Below are 25,635 nucleotides of genomic sequence, written 5' to 3'. Positions count from 1 at the left end.
CGAAAGATGGCGTAAGCGGCTTACTTCTCGCCGATCACGATCACCTTGACGGTGCCCTGCACGTCAGCGTGCATGCTGATCACGACCTCGAACTCGCCGATATGGCGGATCGGGCCTTCGCCCTGGATCACTTCACCCTTGTGGATGTCGTGGCCAGCAGTCTGCAGCGCGTCAGCGATCTCGCGCGGACCAACCGAGCCATACAGCTTGCCTTCGGGACTGGCGTTGGCGGAGATCGTCACCGACACGTCGGCCAGCTTCGCCTTGCGCGACTCGGCGTCGGTCAGGAGCTTGTTGGCCTTGGCTTCGTATTCAGCGCGACGAGCTTCGAACGCGGCCAGGTTTTCGGCGTTCACGCGAACAGCCTTGCCCTGCGGCAGCAGATAGTTGCGGCCGTAGCCCGGCTTCACCTTGACCTTGTCGCCAAGCTTGCCGAGGTTACGCACGTTTTCAAGAAGAATCAGTTCCATGGGTCAATCCTCAATTCGTTAGCACCGCAGTGGCCGGCGCAGCCGTGGACGGTTGTCCGAAGTGTTGCCCCTCTCGCCTCTATCACTTGGTAGACGACGAGAGGGTTAAAGCTTGCCCCTCGTCTCAACGGCGAAGGACCCACGCGCGATTAGACGTCGTGGTTGTCGGTGTACGGCAGCAGCGCCAGGAAGCGTGCGCGCTTGATGGCCGTGGCCAGCTGACGCTGGTAACGAGCCTTCGTGCCGGTGATGCGGCTGGGAACGATCTTGCCGTTCTCAGTGATGTACTGGCGCAGCGTGTTGAGATCCTTGTAGTCGATCTCTTTGACGTTTTCGGCCGTGAAGCGGCAGAACTTGCGGCGGCGGAAGAACTTGGACATGGTCTATCGCTCCTAATCAGTCTTCGAGTTCGGCGTCGTCGCTGTCAGCGCGACCGACACGGCGGTCGTCGCCTTCGGCGTCGTCGTCACGGCGGCGGGAAGACTTCGCATCGTCCTTTTCCTTGCTCTTCAGGATGAAGGACTGATCGGTATCGGCCTCGTCGCGCTTGATGACCAGATGACGCAGCACGGCGTCATTGAAGCGGAAGCCCGACTCCAGTTCGTTCAGCACGCTCTGGCTCACTTCGATATTGAGCATCACGTAGTGAGCCTTGGCCAGGTTCACGATCGGGTAGGCCAGCTGGCGGCGGCCCCAGTCTTCCAGGCGGTGGATCTTGCCGCCGTCGGAAGCGATCAGCGCTTTGTAGCGCTCGATCATCGCCGGAACCTGCTCGCTCTGGTCAGGGTGGACCAGAAACACAACTTCGTAATGACGCAAGGTCATCGGAGAAACTCCTTATGGATGTGGCCCTTACGAGCCATGCAGCCTCCCGCCGGTGCGGTGAGGCAAGGGACTGCCTGCGTGTATATGGGTGCAGACAGAAGCGGAATTGTAGGCGAAGTGGATGAAGTGGGGCAAGTGGCTGAATTGATTGGGCCACTCGCAGCGGCCGCTATTCCGCTAGCCGGGGAGCTGTTCTCGGCGCTGAAGGCGCTTCAGGCGAGATCAACCGACCGTGAAGCTTTCCCCGCACCCACACTCCCCGGTCGCATTGGGGTTGTGGAACACGAAGCTGGCGTTGAGACCCTGGCGCTGAAAGTCGATCACGGTACCGTCGACCAGTGGCAGGCTCTTGGTGTCCACGATCACCGGGACGCCGTCGATCTGGAAGGTCTGGTCCTCGCTGCCCGCCGTTTCGGCCAGGTCCACCACATAGGCGAAGCCGGAACAGCCGGTGCGTTTGACGCCAAAGCGGACGCCGGCGGCGTCAGGCGACTGCGCCAGGAATTGGCGCATGCGTTGATTGGCGGTAGGAGTGATCGAAATGGTCATAACGACAACGGGTCTGGATCGGTCGACTCTAATTAGTAATTAGGCGCGCTTGGCACGGATGGCATGTCGCAGTGCGGGCGGGGCCTACATTATCATGCCCGCTCGCCTTCACGCCCTTAACAAGTGGGCGCTCTTCCCAGGAGTTTCAATCCATGACGGTGGTCAGCGTCAAACAGGCCCTTTCCGGCAAAATCGAAGCCGGCAGCAAAGTGACAGTGCGCGGCTGGGTACGCACCCGGCGCGACTCCAAGGCTGGCCTGTCGTTCGTGAATGTCAGCGACGGTTCCTGCTTCGACCCCATCCAGGCCGTGGCACCATCCACCCTTGGCAATTACGAAACTGAGGTTAAACACCTCACCGCAGGCGCGGGCGTCATCGTCAGCGGCACACTGGTGCCGTCGCAGGGCAAGGGCCAGACGTTCGAACTCCAGGCCGATAGCGTGGTCGTTACCGGCATGGTCGATGACCCGGAAACCTACCCGATCCAGCCCAAGCAGCACTCGATGGAATTCCTGCGCGAGGTCGCCCACCTGCGCCCGCGCACCAACCTGTTCGGCGCGGTGACGCGCGTGCGCCACACGATGATGATGGCGATCCACCGCCACCTCACCGAGCAAGGCTTCTTCTGGATCAACACCCCGATCATCACCACGTCCGACGCCGAAGGTGCAGGCGACATGTTCCGCCTGTCCACGCTGGATCTGGCCAACCTGCCGCGCGACGACAAGGGCAAGATCGATTTCCGCAAGGATTTCTTCGGCCGCGAAGCGTTCCTTACCGTGTCCGGCCAGCTCAACGTCGAGGCGTATGCGCTGGCGATGAGCAAGGTCTACACCTTCGGCCCGACCTTCCGCGCCGAGAACTCCAACACGCCGCGCCATCTGGCCGAGTTCTGGATGGTGGAGCCGGAGATCGCCTTTGCTGATCTCAACGACAACGCCGACTGCGCCGAGGCCTTCCTCAAGGCGATCTTCAAAGCGGTGCTGGAAGAGCGTGCCGATGACATGGCGTTCTTTGCTGAACGCGTGCTGCCTGAAGCGATCACGCGCCTGGAAAACTTCGTCGCCCAGCCGTTCGAGCGCATCGATTACACCGAAGCCGTCGAGATCCTCAAGAAATCCGGCCAGCACTTCGAATTCCCGGTCGCCTGGGGCATCGATCTGCAAACCGAGCACGAGCGCTACCTGGCCGAGAAGCACGTTGGCCGTCCGGTGGTGGTCATGAACTATCCGGAGCAGATCAAGGCGTTCTACATGCGTCTTAACGACGACGGAAAAACCGTCGCCGCGATGGACGTGCTCGCCCCTGGTATCGGCGAGATCATCGGCGGTGCCCAGCGCGAGGAACGCCTGGACTACCTCGACCGCCGCATGGCCCAGTTCGGTCTCGATATTGCCACCTATGATTGGTACCGTGACCTGCGCCGCTACGGCACCGTACCCCACGCCGGCTTCGGTCTCGGCTTCGAGCGCCTGCTGGTGTATGTGTGCGGACTGTCGAACATCCGTGATGCCATCCCCTACCCCCGCGCGGCAGGGAGTGCCGAGTTCTGATCGATATTGCTTATGCGTCTACGACTGCTTCTTACGTTCGTTGTCATCCTGCTGCTTGCCGCCTGCCATAGCGTCAAGCTGCCCACGCTGCCGACCTTGCTCCCGCAGAGTCCGCCACCTAAGTCATTGGCTGATGCCAGGAAGGACCTTGAACAGGCCAGCCCATGCTGCAGCAGCTTTGCCGACTTCTCGTACGCGAATCAGCTGCCGTGGACACCGCAGCAGTTCGTACTGGGCAACGGCAGTCTGGTGGCGGCCATCAACGGCGTGCACAGCTACTTCCTGAGCTTCAAGCTACCGGCCGATGCCAAGCTGCCTTACAAGATCGCCGTAAAATCGGAGATCAACGGACGCTCGGTCGGCAGCGGCAGCTATCTGTTCGCGCCGACCATCGTGCAGCTCAACGATGCGTTCCAGCCGATCGATACGCAGGATGTGAAACTGTGTGAGTACATGGGCTGGAGCAGCAGCGACAGCGGTGCGTTCGGCAGCGTGACCGTCACGGACAAGCGGGCGCGCTATCTGGTGGTCTACAGCTCCGGCAAGCAACAAACCGACAACACGTACTGGGAACAATCCGCCAGTACCTTCTCCACCGCCAGCGCGAACACGCCGGCGGCGGTGTCGACCGGCGGAAGCTACAAGATCGAGCACGGCCCAGATGGAACGGTCTGGGTCGGCATGATGGACAAGGCGTATTCTGAAGCCGTCAACAAGGCGGTATGCGGCAAAGCGCCAGAAGGCGATGGCCTGCTACACACCTTGCGTAACGACATTCCCGTGCATTTGAGCTGGAGCGGTCCTTGATTTCGTTTGTGGTCTATATCGGGCTGTTGCTGATCGGCCTGGCCTGCTTCACCGCGCATGCCGTGCTGCCGTTTCGTATCGCCAAACACCTGCGCGAAGATTATCCGCAACACTGGAAAGTGATCATCGATACCGGCACCGGCAGCGCCGCAGCCCATGGTCCACAACTGTGGTTGCGCATGCAGCACGTGCTGCGCTCGCCCGCTATTGCCGCGATTGGCAATGTTTCGCTCACACGCTTGTGGCGTGTCTGGCGTTATAGCCAGTGGATCGCGTGGGCCTGCTGGATTGCGGCACTGACGATGCAATGGCATAGCCACACCTGACCCTCGTAAGGATCGATGGCCCGAAGGCCTGCGAACGGACAGAGCCGGTGACGCCTACGTAGAATGGGTCAGAGCATCCTTAAGGAACACTCATGGATTTGAACCTCAGCGGCCGTCATGCACTCGTCTGTGGGGCATCCCAGGGTATTGGCCGCGCCACAGCCCTGGAACTGGCGGAACTTGGCGCCGACGTCACTTTGCTGGCGCGTTCCGCCGAACAGCTCAAGGCTGTCGCCGAAAGCCTGCCGCGCAAACATGCCGCGCAACGCCATGACTGGTGGAGTGTCGATATGCAAGACACCCACGGCCTGCAAACCGCTGTCGCGGACATCGTGGCGGCCCATCCGGTACAGATTCTTATCAACAACACCGGCGGCCCGCCGGGTGGTCCTGCGAACAGTGCGGAGCCCGCCGCTTTCGAAGACACCTTCCGCCAGCATCTGATTGCCGGACAGGTATTGCTGCAAACCGTGCTGCCGGGCATGCGCAGCAGTGGTTATGGCCGACTGATCAACGTCATTTCCACCTCGGTGAAAGAGCCCATTCCGGGCCTTGGTGTGTCCAACACCATTCGCGCCGCGGTTGCGGCGTGGGCAAAAACCTTGTCGGGCGAATTGGCTGTTGACGGCATTACCGTCAACAACGTGCTTCCCGGCTACACCCGCACAGCCCGGTTGGATGGCCTGCTTGCGGCGCAATCGCAGAAGAGCGGACGTAGCGAAGAAGAACTGGCCAAAGAGATGGTTGCTGCGGTACCTGCACGCCGCTTTGGCGAGCCGGGTGAAGTGGCGGCGGTCATCGCGTTTCTTTGTACGCCGGCGGCGGCTTACGTCAACGGCGTAAGTATCGCGGTGGATGGTGGACGAACGAAGGCGTTGAGTTGAGTGTGTGCAAGTAGGGCGAACTCTGCTGTTCCGTTCGGAACCCGAGTGAGTCCCTCTCCCTTTGGGAGAGGGTGCCGACAGGCGGGTGAGGTTCCGGGCGAAGCGAAACGACGAAGGCTTGTGCAAGTCATCAACATCACACGCTGATCGCACCCTCACCCCAACCCCTCTCCCAGAGGGAGAGGGGCTTATTGAATCGTACATACGACGCCGTCCGGTGCATTCCTGGCCCACAAGTTCTAAGCTTGCAGGGATGCCAAGCACACGCCTCGCCAATCTTATTGACGGTCGCCTGCAGGCGCCCCTGGACAATCGCTGGCTCGATATCTACGAGCCCGCTATCGGCGCAGTGTTTGCGCACTGCCCCGACTCCACCGCCGCGGATGTCGATGCCGCCGTGAAGGCAGCGCAAAAGGCAGCGCCGGGGTGGGCGACCACACCATCGGAAGAACGCGCTCGCCTGATCAACCGGCTGGCCGATCTGATCGAAGCACGGCTGGATGAGTTCGCCGCACTGGAATCGCGCGACAGCGGCAAGCCGATCGCCCTCGCCCGCCGCCTGGATATTCCGCGTGCTGTGTCCAACCTACGTTTCTTCGCTGCAGCGATCATCAGCTGGGACAGCGAGTCGCATGCCATGGAAAGCGGCGCGATCAATTACACCCTGCGCCGCCCGCTTGGCGTTGTCGGCTGCATAAGTCCGTGGAATCTGCCGCTGTATCTGTTCACATGGAAGATCGCGCCTGCACTGGCCAGCGGTAATGCCGTTGTCGCCAAACCTTCCGAGATCACACCCTGCACTGCCTCACTGCTGGGCGAACTGAGCATCGAAGCTGGCTTTCCACCCGGTGTGCTGAATATCGTGCAAGGGCGCGGACCGACCACTGGCCAGGCCATGGTCGAGCACTCCGCGATCAAGGCGGTGTCGTTCACCGGCAGCACCCGCACCGGCGCCAGCATTGCCGCCACGGCAGCGCCACAATTCAAGAAAGTGTCACTGGAATTGGGTGGCAAGAATCCAGCCATCGTGTTCGCGGACGCTGATCTTTCCGATGAAAATCTCGACACGATTGTGCGTTCGGGCTTCGCCAATCAAGGCGAAATCTGCCTGTGCGGTTCACGTCTGCTGGTTCAACGCTCGATCTATGACAACTTCCGCGAACGCTATCTTAGTCGCGTGAAAGCTTTGCGCGTCGGCGATCCGCAAGATGCTTCCAGCGACCTGGGTGCACTGGTGTCGCGCGAACATTTCGACAAAGTGATGAGCTGCATCACACAAGCGCGCAACGAGGGTGGGCAGATTCTCACTGGCGGCCATGTGCTATCCCCAACCGGACGTTGCGCGGATGGATGGTTTATCGCACCCACGGTGATCGATGGTCTGCCCAACGACACCGCCACCAACCAGCAGGAAATTTTCGGTCCTGTCGTCACACTGATTCCGTTCGAGGACGAAGCCGAGGCGGTGGCTATCGCTAACGGTACGGGCTACGGACTAGCTGCCTCGCTGTGGACGACGGATCTGTCGCGCGCCCATCGTATGGGCGCACAACTGGAATTCGGCATCGTGTGGATCAACTGCTGGCTGCTGCGCGACTTGCGCACGCCGTTTGGCGGCAGCAAGCAATCGGGCGTCGGCCGCGAAGGCGGTTCGGAAGCCCTGCGATTCTTCACCGAGCCGCGCAACATCTGCATTCGTTATTGAGGAAAAGACCTTGAGCAGTCCACTGCAAGACCTGATCGACAGCAACCGCCGCTGGTCGGACGCCGTGACGCAAGCCGATCCGCAATTCTTCGAGCGGCTGGCCAAGCAGCAGTCACCGAAGTATTTATGGATCGGCTGCTCCGATTCACGCGTGCCCGCGACGCAGATCGTGGATCTGCCGCCTGGCGAGATCTTCGTGCAGCGCAACGTCGCCAACGTGGTGTCGCACAGCGACCTCAATTGCCTCAGCGCGATCCAGTTCGCGGTGGATGTGTTGAAGGTGGAACACATCATCGTCGTCGGCCATTACGGCTGCGGTGGCGTGCAAGCTGTGTTGGACGAACGTCGTCTGGGCCTGGTGGACAACTGGCTGCGCCATGTCGGTGATGTGGCGCACAAGCATATCGACATGCTCAACGCGCTCAACTCGATGCCCTTGCGCAATATGCGCTTGTGCGAACTCAACGCGATCGAGCAAGTCGTGAATGTCTGCGCCACTACCATTGTGATGGAAGCGTGGGAGCGCGGACAGAAACTATCCGTACACGCGTGGTGCTATAGCCTCTCAAACGGTCACATGCACGACCTCGACATGCACGTCGACTCACGCGAAGCCCTGCGCCCAGTCTACGAACGAGCGCTGCAACAGGTGATGCACCGTGCAGGAGTGCAGCGATGAGTGAGGTGATACGCACGGATGGCGCACCGGCGCCAGTCGGTGCTTATCCACATGCGCGTCGCGTGGGCGATCTGCTGTTTCTTTCCGGCGTCGGCCCACGCCAGCCCGGCACCAACACCATTCCCGGCAATGTCTACGACGCGGATGGAAAGTTGCTGAGCTACGACATCGAACAGCAATGCCGGCAGGTGTTCGCCAACGTGCGCGCGGTGCTGGAGGCCAGTGGCGCGCACTGGGAGCAATTGGTGGATGTCACGGTGTTTCTCACCGATATGGCGAACGATTTTCCCGTCTACAACCGTCTTTATGCGGACTATTTCAAAGGCGTGGATGCGTGCCGCACCACGCTGGGCATCACCGCATTGCCAACGCCGATCGCGATCGAATTGAAATGCATCGCGGCGTTGCCGTCTTCAGCACGCTGAAACACACGCTTTATTGGATATAGCTTTTCCAGAGTCTCGCAGCTATCCCGAATTTTTATGAAACCCCATTCTGCCTAGACGTTATTCCCGCGAAAGCGGGAATCCATGATTGCTTTTTTGCCTCAGTGCACGATGGATTCCCGCTTTCGCGGGAATGACGCCACAGAAGGCTCTTCAACAATGACAAGCACATTAAAAACCCCGGCTGGCAGTGCCAACCGGGGTTCTCGGTATACCGAACCGTTTTACAACGATTACTTCCCGGCGGTGCTGCTGGAAGCCGGCTCGCTGCTGGCAGCCTTCTTCGTCTTGTGCGTGTTCTTGGTGCCGGTGGTCGACTTCGCCTTGTGCGCGTGCTTGGCGGGAGCCGACGAGGTCGACGAAGAAGCCGGAGCGGCCGCCGAAGTGTCCTGGGCGAACACCGAACCGGAGAGGGCCACACCTGCAACAAGCAGAGAAGCGATCGCAAGTTTACGCATCATGATCATGAGCCTCGAGATTTTTGATTGTCACGGACCCGGCCGGAACCCGGCTTACGCGGGCGGCGTGACGTCTTAACAATGCCTCGGTCTCGGCATACCGGAACTGAACGGAATTAAGAAAATCGCACGTTTTGCTCATAAATTAAGCAAGCAGCGCAACCCGAGCTTCCCGTGAGAATTTTCGACAGGGTCAGGTCAGGCACTGCCGCAATAACTGACGAATGGTGTCCTGCACCAGGGCCGCCTTGGCGGCGTCCCAGGCGAAGCTGTCTTCGTCCATATACCGGTACTGGGACAGTTCCAGCTGCACCGCCTGGACTCCTTCCGCGGGCTTGCCGTAGTGCCGGGTAATGTAGCCGCCCTTGAAGCGCCCGTTCACTACAAAGTCGTAGCGTGACTGGGCCTCCATCACGTTGGTGAGGCTCCATTGCAAGTCCGCGCCGCAGCTGACCCCGTCAGCCGTGCCCAGGTTGAAGTCCGGCAGGCGACCCTCGAACAGCATCGGCACGTGGCTGCGGATCGAATGCCCTTCCCATAGCACCACCTGGCCGTGCTCGGCTTTCAGCCGAGCCATCTCCGCGGCTAAGGCGGCATGGTAAGGCTGCCACCAGTGCTCGACCCTCTGCCGGATCTCTTCCGCGTCCGGCTCCTGCCCATCCAGGTAGAGCGGCTCGCCATCGAAGCCTATGGTCGGGACTAGTCCCGTTTCCCGCCGTCCTGGATAGAGGGCCTGGCCGTCAGCAGGACGGTTGAGGTCGATCACATAGCGAGAGGCGACCGGCTTGAGCACGCTGGCGCCCAGCTCCTCGGCCAGCGGCTCGTAAAGTTGCGCGACGTGCCAGTCGGTATCCGGTGAACGGCGCGCCGGCGGGTGCATGCGCCGGGCCAGTTCATCAGGAATGTGGCTGCCGTTGTGCGGCAGGCTGATCAGCAACGGGACGTTGCCGCGTTTGAGCGAGAAGGTATCCATCACCCAAGTTTGGCGCGGCAACACTCAATGCAGCAACAACAGTTCTTCCGCCGCGGTGGGGTGGATGGCGATGGCGGCTTTCAGGTCGCGCCAGTACAGCCCTTTTTGCAGCGCTACCGCAAAACCTTGCAGCAGCTCGTCGCTGCCAGGACCCAATACATGGATGCCAACCACTTTGCGATCGTCACCCACACAAACCAGCTTCACCACACTTTGCTCCGATCGTCCGGCCACCATCATCAGCAGCGGCGTATAGCGGCCACTGTGCACGCTGACGGCATCGCCATAGCGGGCATGCGCCTGCTGCTCGGTGAGACCGACCATACCCAGCGGCGGTTCGGCGAAAACCACGCTGGGTATGGCGCTGTCGTCGAACTTTGCGTCCGCATGGCCACCCACCAGTCGATCCACCAACGCGCGCCCGGCGGCAACGGCCACCGGCGTCAAGGCTCGGCGGTCAGTCACGTCGCCCACCGCATAGATGCCTGGCACGCTGGTGTTCTGGAACGCGTCGACCAAAATATGGCCCTCTTCATCACAAGCCACGCCGAGATTTTCCAATCCGATATCACTGCTATTCGGCGTGCGCCCCAAAGCCCATAGCACAGCGTCGTAGACACCATGTTCGCCACCATCGGCGGCTTCCAGGGTGATGGCATCACGCTTGCCGTGGGCCGCCTTGATCGAGGTATGACGCAGTACCTTGATGCCTCGCTTTTGCATCTGCATGGCAAGCGTTTCGACCAGTTCCTGATCAAAGCCCGCGAGCAGATGTTCGCGTACCAGTAAATCCACCTCGCAACCCAGGCTGTGCATCATGCAGGCGAATTCAACCGCGACATAACCACCGCCGACGATGGCGATATGCCGCGGACGTGCGTCAAGCATGAAGATGTCGTCCGACACCATCCCAAGCTCGAAACCCGGTATGTCCAGGCGACGTGGACGTGCACCCGTAGCCACGACAATATGCGACGCGCTGGCTTGCAGTCCCTGCTCGGTGATGACGGTATCGGTCGACACAAGACGTGCCGTTTCCGGTATCACCCGGATGCCTGCCGTATCCAGGCGCATGGCGTAACGCTGACGGATACCGGCGATGTATCGATCGCGCAAATCGCGAAAGCGCGCCCAGTCCAGGTGTATCGGCGTCGTTTCGAATCCAATATCGAAAGCCAGCCGATGCATATCGGCAATCTGTGCAGCGTACCACATGGCTTTCTTCGGCACGCAGCCGCGATTCACGCAGGTTCCGCCCAAGACATCGGCATCGAACAATGCCACGCGCGCCCCAAGCCTTGCGCCGTGTTGCGCGGCGCTTAAACCTCCCGAACCCGCTCCCAGCACGATCAGATCGAAGCGTTCGCTCATCATCATCTCCTCAGGGGAATCAAGTCGTTTCGATCACTCTTGCTTGGCTAGAGATCGAAGCGCGCGGGTGCGTATGGTGTTGGATCCAATGTAGGCCTCGTGTCGTTGAGCTGCGCTGCGACCAGCTCGCCGGTCGCTGCCGACATGCTGACACCCAGCATGCCGTGCGCCGTGGCCAGATGCAGGTTCGACCAGCGCGTGCTCGGACCGATGATCGGCACTTCGTCCACGCTCATCGGACGCCAGCCCCACCATTCTTCGCACAGCTCCGGACCTTCCGGCTCGCGTAAACCTTGCGCCGCGCCGCGCCGCAACGCGTCGATACGGGTGCGGTTGAGACCTTCCGAATAGCCGGAAAATTCCATGGTGCTGCCCAGCCGAAAACCGCTGTCCCAGGTCGTGACGCACACGGATACGTCACGCAGCACCAGTGCGTGGCGCGGCGCCAGTGCAGGGCGCGTGTAAGTCAGTGAATAACCTTTGCCGGGCTGCATCGGCAGGCGCAAACCCAGCCGTTGTCCAAGCAACGGCGACCACGCGCCCAATGCAAGCACCACGCGGTCGCCAGAAAAATCCCCGCGCTCCGTACCGACACGGACGATGCGGCGTGCTTCCGTATCGAAGCGCTCGATCTTTGTCCCGGTTTCGATCACGCCGCCCCGTTCGCGAACCAGTCGCGCGAGTTCGGCCACATAGCGGTCCGGCCGCAGGCGCGCATCTTCCGGGTGGAACAAACCACCCTTTACACCTGGCTTGAGCGCCGGCTCCATCGCTTCTACCTCATCCCCACGCAATCGCTGCACAGGGATGCCAAGGCGTTCCAGGACGCTCACATGGTGATGCTCGTCCGCCGCCATCGGGCCAGGCTCGCGATAAACGTACATCACGCCGGATTCAACGAATTCACAATCAAGGTTTTCGCTTCGAATCAGTCCTGCCAGCAGCCGCCGCGAGCGTTGCAGGATGGCTGCACGCGCCTGCGCGGCGCGTTCGAAATCACGCCAATTGCAGTGACGTGCAAAGCCCATCAGCCAGCGCAGGCGTGACCCATCGAAACGCGGGTTGAGGTACAGCGGCGCATCGGCGCGGAACATCGAGCGTAAGGCCACGCTCAGCATGCCCGGCATCGCCAGCGGTGCGGCGTGACTGGGGGTGATCGTGCCGCAATTACCGTGCGAGCTGCCGCAACCGGGCGTGCCCTGCTCCAGCACGCGCACACTGGCGCCCGCCCGCAACAGATACAGCGCGCAGGACAAACCAACGACACCACCACCAAGAATCAATACATCACTGCGGGAAGTATCCATCGGCCCATTGTAGCGACCCGCCCGCAGAGGCTCACAGGGGAAGCGGCGTTATGTCCTTTTACCACCCTCCGGCATGCCACTTCCCCGCAATCAATACCCGATTGGTACTTGCGCCGAGCCGGACATCGTCGCAGGCTGATACCACGCAACCAAAACATCGTCCCTTCCCCACATCGACCGATGTTCAAAGCGAGCCTGACGTGCCTGTTCTGCACCACCGTGCTGCTGGCCTCCAGCAGCGCGCATGCCGAAGCGACTCCTTCGAGCGCCCCGCCATCGACCAGTGAACTGCTCCGCCAGTTCGGCTCGGCGCCCAACGGTCTTGCTCGCTATAGCTACCTCACTTCGGTCATACCCGTCCTGCATGGTGACGACAAATCGCTTGCGCAGCAGTTGTTAGCCACCGTGGACAGCGAGCTTGGCCTCTACGACGAGGCGTTGATGACTTTTCCCTTCGACAATCGCATCGCGCCACCCCGCAAGATGCCCTTGCCGGCCGTCGATGACTGGCACAGTGTCGATGCCGCGTACGCCGTCGAGAAACTGGCTGCCAAGCGCCATATCGTGATGATTAACGAAGCGCATCACGACGCGCACACGCGTGAACTCACGCTGGAGCTGCTACCGCGCTTGCGTGCACTGGGTTTCCAGTACTTCGCGGTAGAGGCGCTAGGTGAAGAGGATCCGAATCTGATGCAGCGTGGCTATGCCACCGATCAGTCCGGCACCGAATACCTGCTGGAGCCGCTCTACGGTGAAATCATCCGGCAGGCGATCAAGCTCGGCTACATCCTGGTGCCCTACGATCCGGAAAGGGCATCGTTGAATGATCGCGATACCCAGGAAGCACGAACGCTCTATGAGAAGGTCTTCGCCAAAGACCCAAAGGCGAAACTGTTCGTGCACGCAGGGTATTCGCATATCGACAAAGCGCCTGGCAATCTTGGCGACGATATCCAACCCATGGCCATGCAGCTGAAGCAACTGAGCGGCTACGATCCCTTGTGCGTCGATCAGGTGCAATTTCGCGATGTCGCGGTGGGTGGCATCGACTTCGGCTTTTACAGCACCGTGGCGGTGGGTTTCATGCCGCGGGGGCCGATTGTCTTGCGTAACCGTCACAGCGACACGATTTGGACGTCCGATTCGCTACGCCACGACGTCACAGTCATCCTGCCGCCCGCGGCCGAGCGCGATCTGGATGTCAACGGCATCATGAAGGCAGATGTATTGCGCCGCGAAATCGTTCTGCCACGCACGCCGTTCGACCTGGATGATCGGCCGGATTGGTTGACACTGAATCACCAGCGCGTGGCGTTCCCGATCGCGCTGGACATGTGCAACGGGCAACTTCCGTGCGTCATCGAAGCACACTATTCCAACGAACCCGATACAGCCATTCCCGCCGATCGCTACACCTTCACTCACACCCGTTCGCACAACGTGTTGTACCTCTATCCCGGGCGTTATCGCCTGCGCGCATGGAATGCCAGTGGCGCGACTCTGTCGCAGCAGGACATCGAGGTTCCTGGGCCCTAGCGGACAACTGCTTGTCCAAACCGCCCGCAGCGCGGGCGATGCGTGCCTGCGGCCCGCTCACCTACGATCTGGCAGCGCTTGCAAAGGCGAGTCACCATCGAAGGAGCATCTCACCATGATAAGTCGCCAACCATGCAACGCATGGCGCCGCCGACTCAGCTATGTCGCGCTGACAGCGTTGCTCGCAAGCAGCACCGTCATCGCCCAAACCAGCGACCCAGCGCATGCCGGCAGCACCCACGGACCCATGCAGGGCATCCCATTCAACGCATCGATGCAGCCACACTGCCCGCCGGATGCCATCAAAAACCATGAGCAGGGCCTGGTGATATTGAAGGTACTGGTTCGCACCGATGGCACAGCCCGCCAGGTCACCATCGACAGTGACAGCACCAAAGCCTCGCCCGAACTCGCCAAAGTCGCGAGCGACGCCGCCATCAAATGGCACTTCAGTCCGAGGATGGAAAACGGCAAGACGGTGGAGGCCTGGACGAAAGTACCTGTGCTCTTCAGCCTCACCCAACTGCCACCCCATCCACCCGGACCGCCGCCCCACGGCTTATCACCCCATGACCCATCACCCGACGGCCCGATGCCCCCACCACCTCCCGGCGCCGACATGCCCCCGCCGCCCGGCGATGGAGGACCTTCCCAACCAAGCTCCTCCAGTTTCTGAGAACTTCCACCCAAGCCTTTGATTTGCTATAACCTCGGCACAAACACGCCGAGGTTTTTATGGCCCTGGCCAGCGCGAGCGATACCGACAAACACCGATCATCCGCCCATGTGCTGCGCCAAGCCGCACTGATCGGCCTGCTGTTGCTGCTAGCCGCCTGCGCCAGCTCGCCGCGCCGGGAAGCTACCTACAAGCCCTCGCACTCGGAACTGGCCGACGAACCGGCGCGCGCACCGGAAAATTCGGTCGGCACCGCCAATGATGTGCTGTTCCGCGCCATGGCCCTGGTCGGCACGCCTTATCACTGGGGCGGCAACACTCCTGAGGGCGGTTTTGATTGCAGCGGTCTGGTCGACTACATCTACCGCAATGCCGCCAACATCATGCTGCCGCACAGCTCGCGCGACATGGCCTCCGTCGACGGCGTGAAAGTACGCAGCATGGATGACCTGATGAGCGGCGATCTGGTCTTCTTCGGCCGTAGCGGCGACATCAGCCATGTGGGCGTGTATGTCGGCAAAGGACGCTTTGTGCACGCGCCGAACAGTGGCGGCACGGTGCGCCTGGACGACATCGACGGCCCCTACTGGCGTGATCATTTCGTCTACGGCAAGCGGCTGCTGGACTGATTCCCGGCATTGCGCCCTGGAGTCACATACCTTTCTGCCGGGCGCACTATCGATCATGCTGGATCTCGCCTACGATCCATGACTAACGACGCGTCTTTCCCCAGGAGGCATGCAAGCATGCGCCTGCAAGCGACAGTTCTGGCACTGCTGTTTTCGTTGTCTGGCCCGCTATGGGCAGAGGCCACCATGCCAAGTGACGCATCCCTCGGCTTCGCGCTGCTCAAACAGATCAATGCGGAGCATGCCGATAGCAACGTCATCATTGCCCCGCGCAACATTCGCACCGCGCTGGCCGCAGTGGCTACGGGCGCGGAAGGTGAAACCGAGCAGCAAATCGTTGCGCTCACGGGCGACTACCAAAGCATCGACAACACGTCGCTCAATTCCGCGCAGTCGGCCATGGATATCTGGGTTGCACCGGTAGAACAGCTGCTACCTGCCTTTGCCGCGGGGTTGCCAGGCGTGCATGTGCAAAGCACCAGCCCGCAAACCGCGCCGGCCGCCATCAACGACTTCGTGAGCCAGCACACCCACGGCATGATCACGCACGTATTGGATACGGTGCCGAACACCGGCATCGTGTTGACGGCCGTGTTGTACTTCAAAGGGATCTGGCAGTTGCCCTTCGACAAAAAAGATACGAAACCAAGGCCTTTTCACTTCGCCAGCGGCAAAACCGCCGATGTCGACACCATGTTCCAGGTCAACAAATTCAATTACGCCGAGAACGACAGCGGCCAGATCATCCAACTGCCGTACAGCGGCGACGATCATCTGGTGCTGACGGTGTTCCTGCCCAAGCAGCAAATCAGCATCCACACATGGCTCGCCTCCATCGACGAAACATCCTGGAAAGCGATGCTCGGCGGATTGCGTCGAGAGTCTGGCTCACTGCAATTGCCCAAGCTGAAATCCACCTTCTCGACCACGCTGGGTGATGAACTGAAAGCACTCGGCATGCGGCGCCCGTTTGCCGATGACGCGCAATTCCACGGCATCGTCCAAGGACACGCGCTGATGATCAGCGAGATTCTGCACAAAACAGCCTTTGCTATGGACGAGGTTTCCACCGAGGCGTCGGCAGCCACGTCGGTCATCCTCAGAGCCTCCGCCATAGCGCGGCCGAGTCCGCCGTTCTCGATGGTCGTCGACCGGCCGTTCTTCCTGACCATCGGTGACCGATCCAATAACCGCATCCTTTTTGCGGGGGTCGTCAATGCGCCCTAACCTCACCGCTCCTCCTTGGACGGCCTCTTCACAAAAAATATATTGTGCACAATTAAATTTGATGCTATCTTTATCCACATGAAGACCCTCGCCAGCCCATCCCTGCTTCTCGACGAACAGCTCTGCTTTGCGCTGTACGCTGCGTCGCGCCGCATGACGGCGGCATACCGCCCCCTGCTGGACGCATTGGAGCTGACCTATCCGCAATACCTGGTGATGCTGGTGTTATGGGAGCGCGATGGATTGACCGTGCGTGAGTTGGGCGCCCGGCTACAGCTGGATTCAGGCACTCTCACGCCTCTGCTCAAGCGCCTGGAACAAGCCGGGTTGCTGGCCCGCCGCCGCCGTCAGAGCGATGAGCGCGAAGTGGAAATCTCCCTGACCGATGCCGGCCATAAGCTGTACGAACGCGCGGCGGATATCCCGCGCTGCCTGGCCGAACGACTTTGTATGTCCGTCGACGCGTTCACTCACCTGCGTGACGAGCTCAAATCCCTGGCGGCTCAGTTGGCCGCTCCCACCGACGACGAATGAGACCAAGACCATGAGCAATCCCACCAAGATCCTGTATACCGCCACCGCCACTGCCAAGGGCGGCCGCGAAGGCCATATCCACAGTAGCGATGGCGTGCTGGATTTCGACCTGAAGGTGCCGAAGGAACTGGGCGGCCCGGGCGGCCACGGCAGCAATCCGGAACAGCTGTTCGCCGCCGGTTATTCGGCCTGCTTTGAAGGCGCGGTGCGTTATGTGGCGCGCGAGAAGAAAGTGACGCTGAAAGAAGCGTCGGTGACTGGCCATGTCGGCATCGGTCCGCGCGAACCGACCGGTTTTGGCATCGCGGTGAAGCTGGAAGTGAGCCTGCCGGGTATCGATCGCGCCGTGGCGCAGGAGCTGGTCGATATCGCCCATCGCGATATCTGCCCGTATTCGCACGCGACACGCGGCAATATCGATGTGGAGATCACGCTGGTTTGATTTTCAGCGGATATGAAAACAACAACGGCGCCCTCTGGCGCCGTTGTGCTTTTCTCCTCCCTCGCTGGCAGGGGAGGAAGTGATGCGATCAGTGCGCTTCAGCACCCGGCGGATGCGCGTGCCCGTGCTGGATTTCTTCCTCGGTCGCATCGCGTACTTCCTGGATCGCGACATCGAAGTTCAACATCTTGCCGGCCATCGGATGGTTGAGGTCCACATCGACGGTGCTCATGCCGACCTTGTGCACCGTCACGGCGCGCTGACCGCCCTGCTTCAGCGCCAGCACGGTCACCGTGCCCGGCTTAAGATGCTTGGCGTCCTGAAAATACTTCTTCGGCACGCGTTGGATCTGGCCTTCCTGGCGCTCGCCATAGCCTTCGGCCGGCGGAATCTCGACCTGCAGCGTGTCGCCTGCGCCATGCTCTTCCAGCGCCTTTTCCAGACCCGGAATCAGCTGGCCGTGGCCAAGCAGAATCCACAACGGCTGCCCGTTTTCGTGCGAGCTTTCAACCTTCTCGCCGTCCACGGTGAGCGTGTAGTGGAACGCGATGACCTTGTCCTTGCCAGCCTTCATTGCCTGTCTCTCGATAGAAGCGAAAGCGGCGATTCTATCAGCTACGCGGCTGGCCGAAGCCTACGCCCCGCGCCTCCGGTCCCAGCCACACCAGCACAGCCAGCAGCAGGGCAACGACCCCGATCCACAACGACATCACCAGCGGCAGGCCCAGCCCGTGCTGGCTGGCCAGCCAGGATTGCGCCGTGGCGGTTCCCGCCGCGATCAGGTTGCCCATCTGGTAGGCAAAACCCGGCAAGGTGCCGCGTACAGCATCCGGCGACAGCTCGTTGAGATGGGTCGGCACCACGCCCCATGCGCCCTGCACCATCACCTGGATCAGAAATGCCCCGATCCCTAACAGCAGCATTGAGCCACCGTAGGTCCAGAGAGGAATGACCGGAATAGCGAGCAGCGCAGAGATCATCATGGCGCGGCGCCGGCCGATCTTTTCCGACCAGGCGCCGAAGCAAATGCCACCGACCAGCGCGCCGAGATTGAGCAAAGCCACCAGCACGAACGCTGCGCTCGATCCAGTCGGCAGATGCAGATCCACCTCTTCGAAGGTGTGGTACATGTCCTGCGAGCCGTGGCTGAACATGTTGAAGGCAGCCATCAGGCACATCAGGTAGATCGCCAGTTTCCAATGCCCGCGCATGGCCTCGCCCAGGCTGCGCTTGCCATGCTGGGCCTGACTGGCTTCCCAGGCCGGCGATTCGGGCACCTTGCGGCGGATATACAGCACCAACAGGGCTGGCACGGCACCGACGACGAACAATCCACGCCAGCCGATGTGGTCGACCAGCAGCCAGTTGACCAGTGCGCCGATGAAAAATCCGCAGGGATAACCGCTCTGCAGCAGGCCTGACACCAGCCCACGCGATTTCGGCGGAATCGACTCCATCACCAGCGACGCGCCAATGCCCCACTCGCCTCCCATCGCCACGCCGAACAGGAAGCGCATCGCCAAAAGCACGGTAATCGTCGGCGAAAACGCAGTGGCCAACTCAAACACCGAAAACAGGATCACGTCGATCATCAGGATCGGCCGGCGTCCATAGCGATCAGCCAGGCGGCCGAACAGGAACGCGCCGATGGGACGGGCCACCAGGGTCAGAAACACGCCCAAGGTGACTTCGGTGCGGTCGACGTGAAACTCATTGGCGATGCCAACAATCACGAACGTGAAGATGAAATAGTCGAACGCGTCGAGCGTCCATCCGAGGAAACTCGCCAGCACGGTATGCCGTTGCTCGTGGTTCAATTCACGCAAGGCTGACAGGACGGACATGCGGTACTCCCGATTTGCGACTGCGGGAGGCTATCACGCCTGAACGAGCGCACCGACGGCGAAACTGCGCTTCATGTATACTCCGCGGATGGGTACGCCCATCCGGGCGGTCACGCTTCCCCGACGCCCCATATATACCTACCGAAACAGCAACGCGGTTCTGCATCAAGAGCTCCGGGTTGCACACAGGAGCTTTACATGTCATTTGAATCGCTGGGCCTAGCCCCTGCGTTGCTGCGCGCGCTTGCCGATCAAGGCTACGCCGAACCCACCCCCATCCAGGCCGGCGCCATTCCCGTGGTGCTGGAAGGTCACGATCTGCTCGCTGCCGCACAAACCGGCACCGGCAAGACCGCTGCCTTTTCCCTGCCGTTGCTACAGCGGCTATCAACCGGCGCACCAGCGGGCACGCGCCGTCCGCATGCGCTGATCCTGACGCCGACGCGCGAACTCGCCGCGCAGATCCTCGATAACGTGCGTGATTACGGCAAGCACCTGCGCATCAGCAGCGCCGCCATCTACGGCGGCGTGAGCATGGGTCCGCAGATGCAGACCTTGCGCCGCGGTGTCGATATCGTCATTGCCACGCCGGGACGACTGGTCGATCACATGCAGCAGCGCACGATCGATCTCAGCGGCATCCAGGTACTGGTGTTGGATGAAGCCGACCGCATGCTCGACATGGGCTTCCTGCCCTCGCTCAAGCGGATCATCGGCACATTGCCCAAGCAGCGCCAGACGCTGCTGTTCTCCGCCACTTTCGCACCGGAAATCAAATCGCTGGCGATGCAGTTCATGCATTCACCGCGCGAGGTGTCGGTCACGCCAGCCAACAGTGTGGCCAACACGGTGAGCCATCACGTGCATCCGGTGGATGCGTCACGCAAGCGCGACCTGCTGTTGCACGTACTGAGCCAGGACAGCCGTCGTCAGACCCTGGTATTCAGCCGCACCAAGCATGGCGCGGACAAGCTGGTGCGCTACCTGGAGCAATCAGGTTTGCGCGCTGCCGCCATTCACGGCAACAAGAGCCAGAACGCACGTACGCGTGCGCTCAGCGACTTCAAGAGCGGACGCATCACCGTGCTGGTGGCTACCGACATCGCCGCACGCGGTATCGACATCGACCAATTGCCGATCGTGATCAACTACGACCTGCCGATGGTGGCCGAAGATTACGTGCACCGCATCGGCCGTACAGGCCGCGCTGGTGCCGAAGGCATTGCGCTGTCGCTGGTCAGCCATGAGGAATCCGGGCTGCTGCGCGATATTCGCAAATTGCTCAATCAGGACATCGCGATCAACGAAGTGCCGGGCTTCGAATTGTCTTCACCGTTGCGGCTGGATGCACAAGCGCCACGTCCGAAACAGGGACAGCGCCAGGCGCGCCCGCAGCGGCAGGGTGGTTCGTCGCATCGCCCGCACGGGCATAAGCAGCAGAGCAATGGTGGCGGCGAACACGCCATGGGTAATCGCAAGCGGCGCTCGGGTGGGCGCAGACCGGCGGCGAAGGCGTAACGATTCTCCAGATATCTGTTCTTTCCTCAGCATCATCCCGGCGAAGGCCGGGATCCATGGCGAGTGCGAAGCGTGGATCCCGGCCTTCGCCGGGATGACGCTGAGGGAAATTGAGTCTTCCGCAGAGATATAAAGGCTCACACCTCAGACCGCACCCGCGCCGTCAGGATGTGGTCCTCCCACACCCCGGCAATCTGCAAATAGCGCTTGGCGTAGCCCTCACGCTCAAACCCCAGTTGTGTCAGCAGCTTCGCACTGCGTTCATTGCGCGGCAGGTAATTGGCCATCACGCGATGCAGGTCCAGTTCGTCGAAGGCCCAATCTATCCCGGGTCGCAAAATCTCCTGCATCAGCCCCTGACCTTGCATCCGCGCGGCAACGCCGTACCCAAGGTGACACGCCTGAAACGCACCACGCACGAGGTTGGCGAACGTAAACGTGGCGAGAATGTGCTGCTCATCCAGATCGAATGCGATCAACGGATAACCTCGATCCTGGCTCGCATGCACACGCCCCTCGGCAATCGTCTTCGCACAATGCGCCAGGGTGTAGTACTCCGACTCACGCAGAGGTTCCCACGATGACAGATGCGCCTGATTTTCCAGGCGATAACGCAGCAATTTCGGTGCATCGGCATCATCAGCCAGGCGAATGCGAGTCCGTGGTGTTTGCAGCAACGGTGCAGCCATTACGTGTTCGCTCACCGCTCCTGATCCGTTGGACGCAACAGCACTTCGTTGATGCACATGTAATCCGGTCGCGTGACACAGAACAGGATCGTGTCGGCAATGTCTTCAGCCTGCAGCTGCCGCGTCTCACTTGCGCGCGCGTTCACGGCACGTTGGCTTGCCTCATGCGCGACATGCTCGCGCAGCTCGGTATCCACCATGCCTGGTTCGATCACGCTGACACGGATGTTGTCTTTGTAGATTTCGCGTCGCAGCGATTCGGAAAAACCGACAACACCGAATTTGGTCGCGGCGTAACCGGCTGCGGCGGGATTGGCAACCCGCCCGGCCACCGACGCCACATTCACGATATGTCCATCGCGACGCGCCCGCATACCGGCGAGCGCGGCCTGGGTGGAAGCGATCAGGCTCAGCACGTTCAATTCCAGCATGCTGCGCCAGCGACCGAGATCGGCTTCGGCTACCGGTTCCAGGTACATCACGCCCGCGTTGTTGACCAGAATATCCAGGCGGCCGTAATGCGCCTCAGTCTCCTTCACGATGCGCTGTGCCTCTGCTTCACGAATCAGGTCGGCAGGCAGCACGAGCGGCTCGGCGCCGAGCTCGACCAGCTTGCCGGCAAGCTGGTCGAGTCGATCCTTGCGGCGTGCCGCGATCGCCACTTTGGCGCCCTGCTCGGCCAAGGCCAAAGCGGTCGCTTCGCCAATGCCGGATGAAGCGCCAGTCACCAAGGCAATGCGGTCTTTCAAGCGATTTTTCATGCTCATGTTCCTATAACACCTGTCAGGCAAGGGTATGTGCGTCTGAGGCTGTTACAATAGTGTCCATTCTCCTGCATGCCGCCGTGCATGCCTCGTCGAGGTTTCTCCCATGTCGTCCCCGTCCCCTGACCACGAACCGGCTTCCGCTGGCTTCTCTGCGCTTGCGCTTAAACCGGAAGTGCTACGTGCCTTGACCGATGTGGGCTATGAATCGCCTTCGCCGATCCAGGCCGCCACCATTCCGCCGCTGCTGGAAGGGCGCGATGTGCTGGGCCAGGCGCAGACCGGCACCGGCAAGACCGCTGCTTTCGCGCTGCCAATCCTCTCCCGCATCGAAATGCGCCCCGGCAAGCCGCAGGCGCTGGTGCTGGCGCCGACGCGTGAATTGGCCATCCAGGTGGCCGAAGCGTTCCAGCGCTATGCCGCGCATATGCCGGGCTTCCAGGTGCTGCCCATCTACGGCGGACAAAGCTATGGCCCGCAATTGCAGGCGCTGCGTCGCGGCGTGCACGTTGTGGTCGGTACGCCGGGTCGCGTGATCGATCATCTTGACCGCGGCACACTGGATCTATCCGAACTGCGCTTTGCCGTGCTCGACGAGGCCGACGAAATGCTGCGCATGGGCTTTATCGACGACGTCGAAAAGGTCATGCAGACCATGCCGCCGCAGCGCCAGGTGGCGTTGTTCTCCGCCACCATGCCGCCGCCGATTCGCAAGATCGCCCAGCGACATCTGAAGGAACCGGTCGAAGTCACCATCAAGGCCGCCACTACCACCGCAGCAAACATTCGCCAGCGCTACTGGTGGGTGAGCGGTATGCACAAGCTGGATGCGATGACCCGCATTCTCGAGGCCGAGCCCTTCGACGCGATGATCATCTTCGCGCGCACCAAGCAGGCGACCGAGGAATTGGCCGAGAAACTGCAGGCGCGCGGTCTGGCCGCTGCCGCCATCAACGGCGATATCGCCCAACCGCAGCGCGAACGCGTGATCCAGCAGCTCAAGGACGGCAAGCTCGACATCCTGGTGGCTACCGACGTCGCTGCGCGTGGCCTGGATGTGGAACGCATCAGTCACGTGCTGAATTACGACATCCCCTACGACACCGAAAGCTACGTGCACCGTATCGGCCGCACCGGCCGTGCCGGACGTAGCGGCGAAGCCATCCTGTTCGTGACACCGCGCGAGAAAGGCATGTTGCGCGCGATCGAGCGCGCCACGCGCCAACCGATCGAAGAAATGAAGCTGCCGACCGTCGAAGCCGTCAACGACCGCCGCATTGAGCGCTTCAAGCAAAACATCTCCGATACGCTCGCCATGGGCGGTCTGGAGCAGTTCCAGCAACTGATCGAGCAGTTCGAGCAGGCACACAACATCCCGGCCGTCGAAATCGCCGCCGCACTGGCGCGCATTGCGCAGGGTGATCGCCCGCTGCTGCTGGAACCGCCGACGAAACGCGAACAACGCGAACATTCGCGCGAGCGCGACGCACGTCCCAGCCATGCACACGATGGCGAAGCACGCCGTCCTGCACGTGAACCGCGTCATCGCGATGGTGATCAACGCGACTTCGCACCGCGCCAGGTGCGCCCGCACGCGACCGAAGCGGGCAAGCGCACCTATCGCATCGAAGTGGGACACGAGCACGGCGTGAAGCCCGGCAACATCATCGGCGCCATCGCCAACGAAGCCGGACTGGAAGCCCAGTACATCGGCCGCCTGAGCATCCGCGGCGATTACAGCCTGATCGACCTACCTGACGGCATGCCGGGTGAAATCTTCCAGCACCTGAAAAAGGTGTGGGTGAACCAGCAGTCACTGCGCATCAGCGAATGGGATGGCAAGGACGATACCGTCGGCGAACGCCCGCCGCACAAACCGGGCTTCAAGCCGGCGCATGCACGCGGCCACGGCGGCAAACCGAAGCCGCATGGCCATGGCGGCGGGAAGCCGGGTGGTGGGAAGCCGCCGCGGCGGAAGTAAACGACAATCCGTATGGCCTTCATTCCCGTAAAAGGGGAAATGAAGGCCATGCATAGTCGGTGGCCAGTACGGATTGTTCTGCATTTGCAACGCTGCGTTTCACATCGCCAGCTGCTGTAAAGACCGCGACGAGCCCATACTGTGGTGGCCATGACCACCCTACCCAGCCTGTACATCTCCCACGGTTCCCCTATGACCGCCTTGCACCCTGGCAAGGTCGGCGAGCGACTGGCGGAGCTGGCTGCAGACTTGCCCCGGCCCAAGGCGATCGTGATCGCCAGTGCACACTGGTTGGCGCATCAACCCACCGTCGGTGGCGCGCCGCAGCCCGAAACCATCCACGATTTCTACGGCTTTCCGCGCGAACTGTTCGAGATTCGCTATCCGGCTCCGGGCGCGCCCGAGCTCGCCTTGCATATCGCACGCTTGCTTGACCAAGCCGGACTCGCTTCGCAACTCGATCCGACTCACGGGCTGGACCACGGCGCGTGGGTGCCACTGCGACTGCTATATCCGCATGCCGACATCCCGGTTGTGCCGTTATCCATCCAGCCAAACCTCGGACCCGCGCATCAATACGCTGTGGGCCGCGCCCTGGCACCCCTGCGCGAGCAAGGCATATTGGTGATCGGCTCCGGCAGCATCACCCACAATTTGCACGATTTTCGCGCCGGTTACAGCCAGGAGAAGGAAGCGCCGTATGTGCGCCCGTTCATCGGATGGATCGAACAGAAGATGCAGGATGGTGACATCGGCGCGTTGCTTGATTACCGTCGCCAGGCACCGTTTGCAGAGCGTGCGCATCCGACCGACGAACACCTATTACCGCTTTATGTGGCACTCGGTGCTGCGGGCGAACACACCGCCGCGCAACGCATTGATGCGGGTATCGACTTAGGATTTCTGGCGATGGATATCTATCGCTTCGACACCGAGGACATGGCCGTCACGGCAGCGTGATCGCGCCGGACTTCGTGACCCAATCTTCCTGACCCAGCACCCGCAAGCCATGCGCTAGACGCGCCTTATCGCATTGCGGGCTGTGTACTCCGAACTCCCAGGAAGGTTGCACTTCCCGGCACACGGAAGGACGTCGCGCATAGATACCGCAGGATGCCTCCTGCCCGACAACACCTTCCAGCGCCATACAGCGCGGGTGGGACGCCTGCGTGCCCCGCATCACCAGACGATGTGGGTCGAGTTTTTCCGTAAGCTCACGCGGCACTTCGCCCCCCATATCCGACTCAGCTTCGGACCAGTGGAAAGCCACACGAAAATGCGCACAACAGGCGCCGCAGTGCAGGCACGGATGAGTCATGGATGATGGATGGCACGCGCCCCCTGGCGCACTCGCGGGAGAGTCTAGCAATGACCTGGATACTGAGCATGTGCCAGAAACCAAGCCTGTACGTCCCTAAGCTCAGTCCCCGTCCCGGACT

29 protein-coding genes are annotated in these 25,635 nt (G+C 61.2%); 17 read left to right on the top strand and 12 right to left on the bottom strand.

The annotated features are described in order from the left end of the window. Positions 1-20: 20 nt before the first annotated feature. From rplI to ISN74_RS04690, 4 genes are all read right to left on the bottom strand, one after another. The gene (gene rplI / locus ISN74_RS04705; protein ID WP_188797862.1) at positions 21-470 is read right to left on the bottom strand and encodes a 50S ribosomal protein L9; all 450 of its coding nucleotides are present in this window, start codon (positions 468-470) and stop codon (positions 21-23) included. Positions 471-619: 149 nt separating this feature from the next. Next, entirely contained in the window at positions 620-850 is a 231-nt protein-coding gene (gene rpsR / locus ISN74_RS04700; protein ID WP_074552179.1) for a 30S ribosomal protein S18, read from the bottom strand. 16 nt (positions 851-866) lie between these two features. Further along, complete coding sequence (gene rpsF, locus ISN74_RS04695) at positions 867-1,295, bottom strand: 30S ribosomal protein S6 (protein WP_188797860.1); 429 nt, start codon at positions 1,293-1,295, stop codon at positions 867-869. 222 nt (positions 1,296-1,517) lie between these two features. Beyond that, on the bottom strand, positions 1,518-1,844 hold the full coding sequence (locus tag ISN74_RS04690; RefSeq protein WP_188797858.1) for a HesB/IscA family protein: 327 nt from the start codon (positions 1,842-1,844) through the stop codon (positions 1,518-1,520). Between the two features lie 152 nt (positions 1,845-1,996). On the opposite strand from ISN74_RS04690, the gene asnS reads away from it, so the two are divergent. The 8 genes from asnS to ISN74_RS04650 all read left to right on the top strand — a co-directional run bounded on the left by asnS (position 1,997) and on the right by ISN74_RS04650 (position 8,781). Continuing rightward, on the top strand, positions 1,997-3,397 hold the full coding sequence (gene asnS / locus ISN74_RS04685) for an asparagine--tRNA ligase (RefSeq protein ID WP_188797856.1): 1,401 nt from the start codon (positions 1,997-1,999) through the stop codon (positions 3,395-3,397). Between the two features lie 12 nt (positions 3,398-3,409). After that, a complete protein-coding gene (locus ISN74_RS04680) occupies positions 3,410-4,204 on the top strand; it encodes a MalM family protein (RefSeq protein WP_188797854.1) in 795 nt (264 codons plus the stop codon). After that, positions 4,201-4,530: a hypothetical protein gene (locus ISN74_RS04675; RefSeq protein ID WP_188797852.1), complete on the top strand. Its 330-nt coding sequence runs from the start codon at positions 4,201-4,203 to the stop codon at positions 4,528-4,530. Before ISN74_RS04680 ends, ISN74_RS04675 begins: the two co-directional genes overlap by 4 nt. 92 nt (positions 4,531-4,622) lie before the next feature. Further along, on the top strand, positions 4,623-5,414 hold the full coding sequence (locus ISN74_RS04670; RefSeq protein WP_188797851.1) for an SDR family oxidoreductase: 792 nt from the start codon (positions 4,623-4,625) through the stop codon (positions 5,412-5,414). 253 nt (positions 5,415-5,667) lie between these two features. Continuing rightward, the gene (locus tag ISN74_RS04665) at positions 5,668-7,119 is read left to right on the top strand and encodes an aldehyde dehydrogenase (protein WP_188797849.1); all 1,452 of its coding nucleotides are present in this window, start codon (positions 5,668-5,670) and stop codon (positions 7,117-7,119) included. A 10-nt stretch (positions 7,120-7,129) separates the two neighbouring features. After that, a complete protein-coding gene (gene can, locus ISN74_RS04660; RefSeq protein ID WP_188797847.1) occupies positions 7,130-7,798 on the top strand; it encodes a carbonate dehydratase in 669 nt (222 codons plus the stop codon). Next, positions 7,795-8,223 (top strand): RidA family protein, encoded by a 429-nt coding sequence (locus ISN74_RS04655; protein ID WP_188797845.1) that lies wholly within the window; start codon positions 7,795-7,797, stop codon positions 8,221-8,223. The genes can and ISN74_RS04655 overlap by 4 nt, the downstream gene beginning before the upstream one ends. 105 nt (positions 8,224-8,328) lie before the next feature. After that, entirely contained in the window at positions 8,329-8,781 is a 453-nt protein-coding gene (locus ISN74_RS04650; protein ID WP_188797843.1) for a hypothetical protein, read from the top strand. A 114-nt stretch (positions 8,782-8,895) separates the two neighbouring features. Here the strand turns inward: ISN74_RS04650 and hutG are convergent, their stop codons facing one another. Genes hutG through ISN74_RS04635 form a run of 3 tightly spaced genes read right to left on the bottom strand, consistent with a single transcriptional unit; the run spans position 8,896 to position 12,353 of the window. Further along, positions 8,896-9,675: an N-formylglutamate deformylase gene (hutG, locus tag ISN74_RS04645; RefSeq protein WP_188797841.1), complete on the bottom strand. Its 780-nt coding sequence runs from the start codon at positions 9,673-9,675 to the stop codon at positions 8,896-8,898. Positions 9,676-9,699: 24 nt separating this feature from the next. Continuing rightward, positions 9,700-11,046 carry a glutathione-disulfide reductase gene (gene gorA / locus ISN74_RS04640; RefSeq protein ID WP_188797839.1) on the bottom strand — a complete coding sequence of 449 codons (1,347 nt, stop codon included), beginning with the start codon at positions 11,044-11,046 and terminating at the stop codon, positions 9,700-9,702. Positions 11,047-11,093: 47 nt separating this feature from the next. Then, positions 11,094-12,353, bottom strand: coding sequence for an NAD(P)/FAD-dependent oxidoreductase (locus ISN74_RS04635; protein WP_188797837.1), 1,260 nt, complete (start codon positions 12,351-12,353; stop codon positions 11,094-11,096). Between the two features lie 180 nt (positions 12,354-12,533). On the opposite strand from ISN74_RS04635, the gene ISN74_RS04630 reads away from it, so the two are divergent. The 6 genes from ISN74_RS04630 (at position 12,534) to ISN74_RS04605 (ending at position 17,400) form a co-directional block, all read left to right on the top strand. Next, positions 12,534-13,892, top strand: coding sequence for a hypothetical protein (locus ISN74_RS04630; protein ID WP_188797835.1), 1,359 nt, complete (start codon positions 12,534-12,536; stop codon positions 13,890-13,892). Positions 13,893-14,007: 115 nt separating this feature from the next. Then, entirely contained in the window at positions 14,008-14,568 is a 561-nt protein-coding gene (locus tag ISN74_RS04625) for an energy transducer TonB (protein ID WP_188797834.1), read from the top strand. A 59-nt stretch (positions 14,569-14,627) separates the two neighbouring features. Further along, positions 14,628-15,197, top strand: a complete 570-nt coding sequence (locus tag ISN74_RS04620) for a C40 family peptidase (RefSeq protein WP_188797832.1) — start codon at positions 14,628-14,630, stop codon at positions 15,195-15,197. Positions 15,198-15,314: 117 nt separating this feature from the next. Then, the gene (locus ISN74_RS04615) at positions 15,315-16,424 is read left to right on the top strand and encodes a serpin family protein (RefSeq protein ID WP_188797830.1); all 1,110 of its coding nucleotides are present in this window, start codon (positions 15,315-15,317) and stop codon (positions 16,422-16,424) included. A gap of 78 nt (positions 16,425-16,502) precedes the next feature. Then, positions 16,503-16,958, top strand: coding sequence for a MarR family winged helix-turn-helix transcriptional regulator (locus ISN74_RS04610; RefSeq protein ID WP_188797828.1), 456 nt, complete (start codon positions 16,503-16,505; stop codon positions 16,956-16,958). A 10-nt stretch (positions 16,959-16,968) separates the two neighbouring features. Then, positions 16,969-17,400, top strand: coding sequence for an organic hydroperoxide resistance protein (locus ISN74_RS04605; protein WP_188797826.1), 432 nt, complete (start codon positions 16,969-16,971; stop codon positions 17,398-17,400). Positions 17,401-17,488: 88 nt separating this feature from the next. On the opposite strand, the gene ISN74_RS04600 is transcribed toward ISN74_RS04605, so the two are convergent. Together ISN74_RS04600 and ISN74_RS04595 are read right to left on the bottom strand one after the other, a co-directional pair. Then, positions 17,489-17,974 carry an FKBP-type peptidyl-prolyl cis-trans isomerase gene (locus tag ISN74_RS04600; RefSeq protein WP_188797824.1) on the bottom strand — a complete coding sequence of 162 codons (486 nt, stop codon included), beginning with the start codon at positions 17,972-17,974 and terminating at the stop codon, positions 17,489-17,491. Positions 17,975-18,011: 37 nt separating this feature from the next. Beyond that, a complete protein-coding gene (locus tag ISN74_RS04595) occupies positions 18,012-19,244 on the bottom strand; it encodes an MFS transporter (protein ID WP_188797822.1) in 1,233 nt (410 codons plus the stop codon). Positions 19,245-19,442: 198 nt separating this feature from the next. Between ISN74_RS04595 and ISN74_RS04590 the strand changes: the two genes are divergently transcribed. After that, a complete protein-coding gene (locus tag ISN74_RS04590) occupies positions 19,443-20,762 on the top strand; it encodes a DEAD/DEAH box helicase (protein WP_188797819.1) in 1,320 nt (439 codons plus the stop codon). 137 nt (positions 20,763-20,899) lie between these two features. Here ISN74_RS04590 and ISN74_RS04585 read toward each other — a convergent pair whose 3' ends face one another. After that, positions 20,900-21,466, bottom strand: a complete 567-nt coding sequence (locus tag ISN74_RS04585) for a GNAT family N-acetyltransferase (RefSeq protein ID WP_229679007.1) — start codon at positions 21,464-21,466, stop codon at positions 20,900-20,902. After that, positions 21,463-22,212, bottom strand: coding sequence for an SDR family oxidoreductase (locus ISN74_RS04580; RefSeq protein WP_188797817.1), 750 nt, complete (start codon positions 22,210-22,212; stop codon positions 21,463-21,465). Before ISN74_RS04580 ends, ISN74_RS04585 begins: the two co-directional genes overlap by 4 nt. A 109-nt stretch (positions 22,213-22,321) precedes the next feature. Between ISN74_RS04580 and ISN74_RS04575 the strand changes: the two genes are divergently transcribed. Beyond that, entirely contained in the window at positions 22,322-24,196 is a 1,875-nt protein-coding gene (locus ISN74_RS04575; protein ID WP_188797815.1) for a DEAD/DEAH box helicase, read from the top strand. Positions 24,197-24,346: 150 nt separating this feature from the next. Continuing rightward, positions 24,347-25,156, top strand: a complete 810-nt coding sequence (locus ISN74_RS04570; protein WP_188797813.1) for a dioxygenase family protein — start codon at positions 24,347-24,349, stop codon at positions 25,154-25,156. Here the strand turns inward: ISN74_RS04570 and ISN74_RS04565 are convergent. Continuing rightward, positions 25,143-25,514 (bottom strand): YkgJ family cysteine cluster protein, encoded by a 372-nt coding sequence (locus tag ISN74_RS04565; RefSeq protein WP_188797811.1) that lies wholly within the window; start codon positions 25,512-25,514, stop codon positions 25,143-25,145. The two genes, ISN74_RS04570 and ISN74_RS04565, sit on opposite strands and share 14 nt — an antisense overlap. Positions 25,515-25,635: the final 121 nt, after the last annotated feature.

Origin of the sequence: Dyella caseinilytica, assembly GCF_016865235.1 — a bacterium.
GTDB lineage: Bacteria > Pseudomonadota > Gammaproteobacteria > Xanthomonadales > Rhodanobacteraceae > Dyella_B > Dyella_B caseinilytica.
This window is presented reverse-complemented; position numbering and strand designations above follow the sequence as displayed.

What these genes read in the sequence shown, in the direction of transcription:
- ISN74_RS04580 (WP_188797817.1), bottom strand. Translation starts at nt 22,212, where the DNA reads ATGAAAAATCGCTTGAAAGACCGCATTGCCTTGGTGACTGGCGCTTCA.
- rpsR (WP_074552179.1), bottom strand. Translation starts at nt 850, where the DNA reads ATGTCCAAGTTCTTCCGCCGCCGCAAGTTCTGCCGCTTCACGGCCGAA.
- ISN74_RS04590 (WP_188797819.1), top strand. Translation starts at nt 19,443, where the DNA reads ATGTCATTTGAATCGCTGGGCCTAGCCCCTGCGTTGCTGCGCGCGCTT.
- ISN74_RS04610 (WP_188797828.1), top strand. Translation starts at nt 16,503, where the DNA reads ATGAAGACCCTCGCCAGCCCATCCCTGCTTCTCGACGAACAGCTCTGC.
- ISN74_RS04605 (WP_188797826.1), top strand. Translation starts at nt 16,969, where the DNA reads ATGAGCAATCCCACCAAGATCCTGTATACCGCCACCGCCACTGCCAAG.
- asnS (WP_188797856.1), top strand. Translation starts at nt 1,997, where the DNA reads ATGACGGTGGTCAGCGTCAAACAGGCCCTTTCCGGCAAAATCGAAGCC.
- ISN74_RS04635 (WP_188797837.1), bottom strand. Translation starts at nt 12,353, where the DNA reads ATGGATACTTCCCGCAGTGATGTATTGATTCTTGGTGGTGGTGTCGTT.
- ISN74_RS04570 (WP_188797813.1), top strand. Translation starts at nt 24,347, where the DNA reads ATGACCACCCTACCCAGCCTGTACATCTCCCACGGTTCCCCTATGACC.
- ISN74_RS04650 (WP_188797843.1), top strand. Translation starts at nt 8,329, where the DNA reads ATGATTGCTTTTTTGCCTCAGTGCACGATGGATTCCCGCTTTCGCGGG.
- ISN74_RS04655 (WP_188797845.1), top strand. Translation starts at nt 7,795, where the DNA reads ATGAGTGAGGTGATACGCACGGATGGCGCACCGGCGCCAGTCGGTGCT.
- ISN74_RS04625 (WP_188797834.1), top strand. Translation starts at nt 14,008, where the DNA reads ATGATAAGTCGCCAACCATGCAACGCATGGCGCCGCCGACTCAGCTAT.
- ISN74_RS04565 (WP_188797811.1), bottom strand. Translation starts at nt 25,514, where the DNA reads ATGACTCATCCGTGCCTGCACTGCGGCGCCTGTTGTGCGCATTTTCGT.
- ISN74_RS04595 (WP_188797822.1), bottom strand. Translation starts at nt 19,244, where the DNA reads ATGTCCGTCCTGTCAGCCTTGCGTGAATTGAACCACGAGCAACGGCAT.
- hutG (WP_188797841.1), bottom strand. Translation starts at nt 9,675, where the DNA reads ATGGATACCTTCTCGCTCAAACGCGGCAACGTCCCGTTGCTGATCAGC.
- ISN74_RS04575 (WP_188797815.1), top strand. Translation starts at nt 22,322, where the DNA reads ATGTCGTCCCCGTCCCCTGACCACGAACCGGCTTCCGCTGGCTTCTCT.
- ISN74_RS04665 (WP_188797849.1), top strand. Translation starts at nt 5,668, where the DNA reads ATGCCAAGCACACGCCTCGCCAATCTTATTGACGGTCGCCTGCAGGCG.
- rplI (WP_188797862.1), bottom strand. Translation starts at nt 470, where the DNA reads ATGGAACTGATTCTTCTTGAAAACGTGCGTAACCTCGGCAAGCTTGGC.
- ISN74_RS04690 (WP_188797858.1), bottom strand. Translation starts at nt 1,844, where the DNA reads ATGACCATTTCGATCACTCCTACCGCCAATCAACGCATGCGCCAATTC.
- ISN74_RS04600 (WP_188797824.1), bottom strand. Translation starts at nt 17,974, where the DNA reads ATGAAGGCTGGCAAGGACAAGGTCATCGCGTTCCACTACACGCTCACC.
- gorA (WP_188797839.1), bottom strand. Translation starts at nt 11,046, where the DNA reads ATGAGCGAACGCTTCGATCTGATCGTGCTGGGAGCGGGTTCGGGAGGT.
- ISN74_RS04615 (WP_188797830.1), top strand. Translation starts at nt 15,315, where the DNA reads ATGCGCCTGCAAGCGACAGTTCTGGCACTGCTGTTTTCGTTGTCTGGC.
- ISN74_RS04670 (WP_188797851.1), top strand. Translation starts at nt 4,623, where the DNA reads ATGGATTTGAACCTCAGCGGCCGTCATGCACTCGTCTGTGGGGCATCC.
- ISN74_RS04630 (WP_188797835.1), top strand. Translation starts at nt 12,534, where the DNA reads ATGTTCAAAGCGAGCCTGACGTGCCTGTTCTGCACCACCGTGCTGCTG.
- ISN74_RS04620 (WP_188797832.1), top strand. Translation starts at nt 14,628, where the DNA reads ATGGCCCTGGCCAGCGCGAGCGATACCGACAAACACCGATCATCCGCC.
- rpsF (WP_188797860.1), bottom strand. Translation starts at nt 1,295, where the DNA reads ATGACCTTGCGTCATTACGAAGTTGTGTTTCTGGTCCACCCTGACCAG.
- ISN74_RS04680 (WP_188797854.1), top strand. Translation starts at nt 3,410, where the DNA reads ATGCGTCTACGACTGCTTCTTACGTTCGTTGTCATCCTGCTGCTTGCC.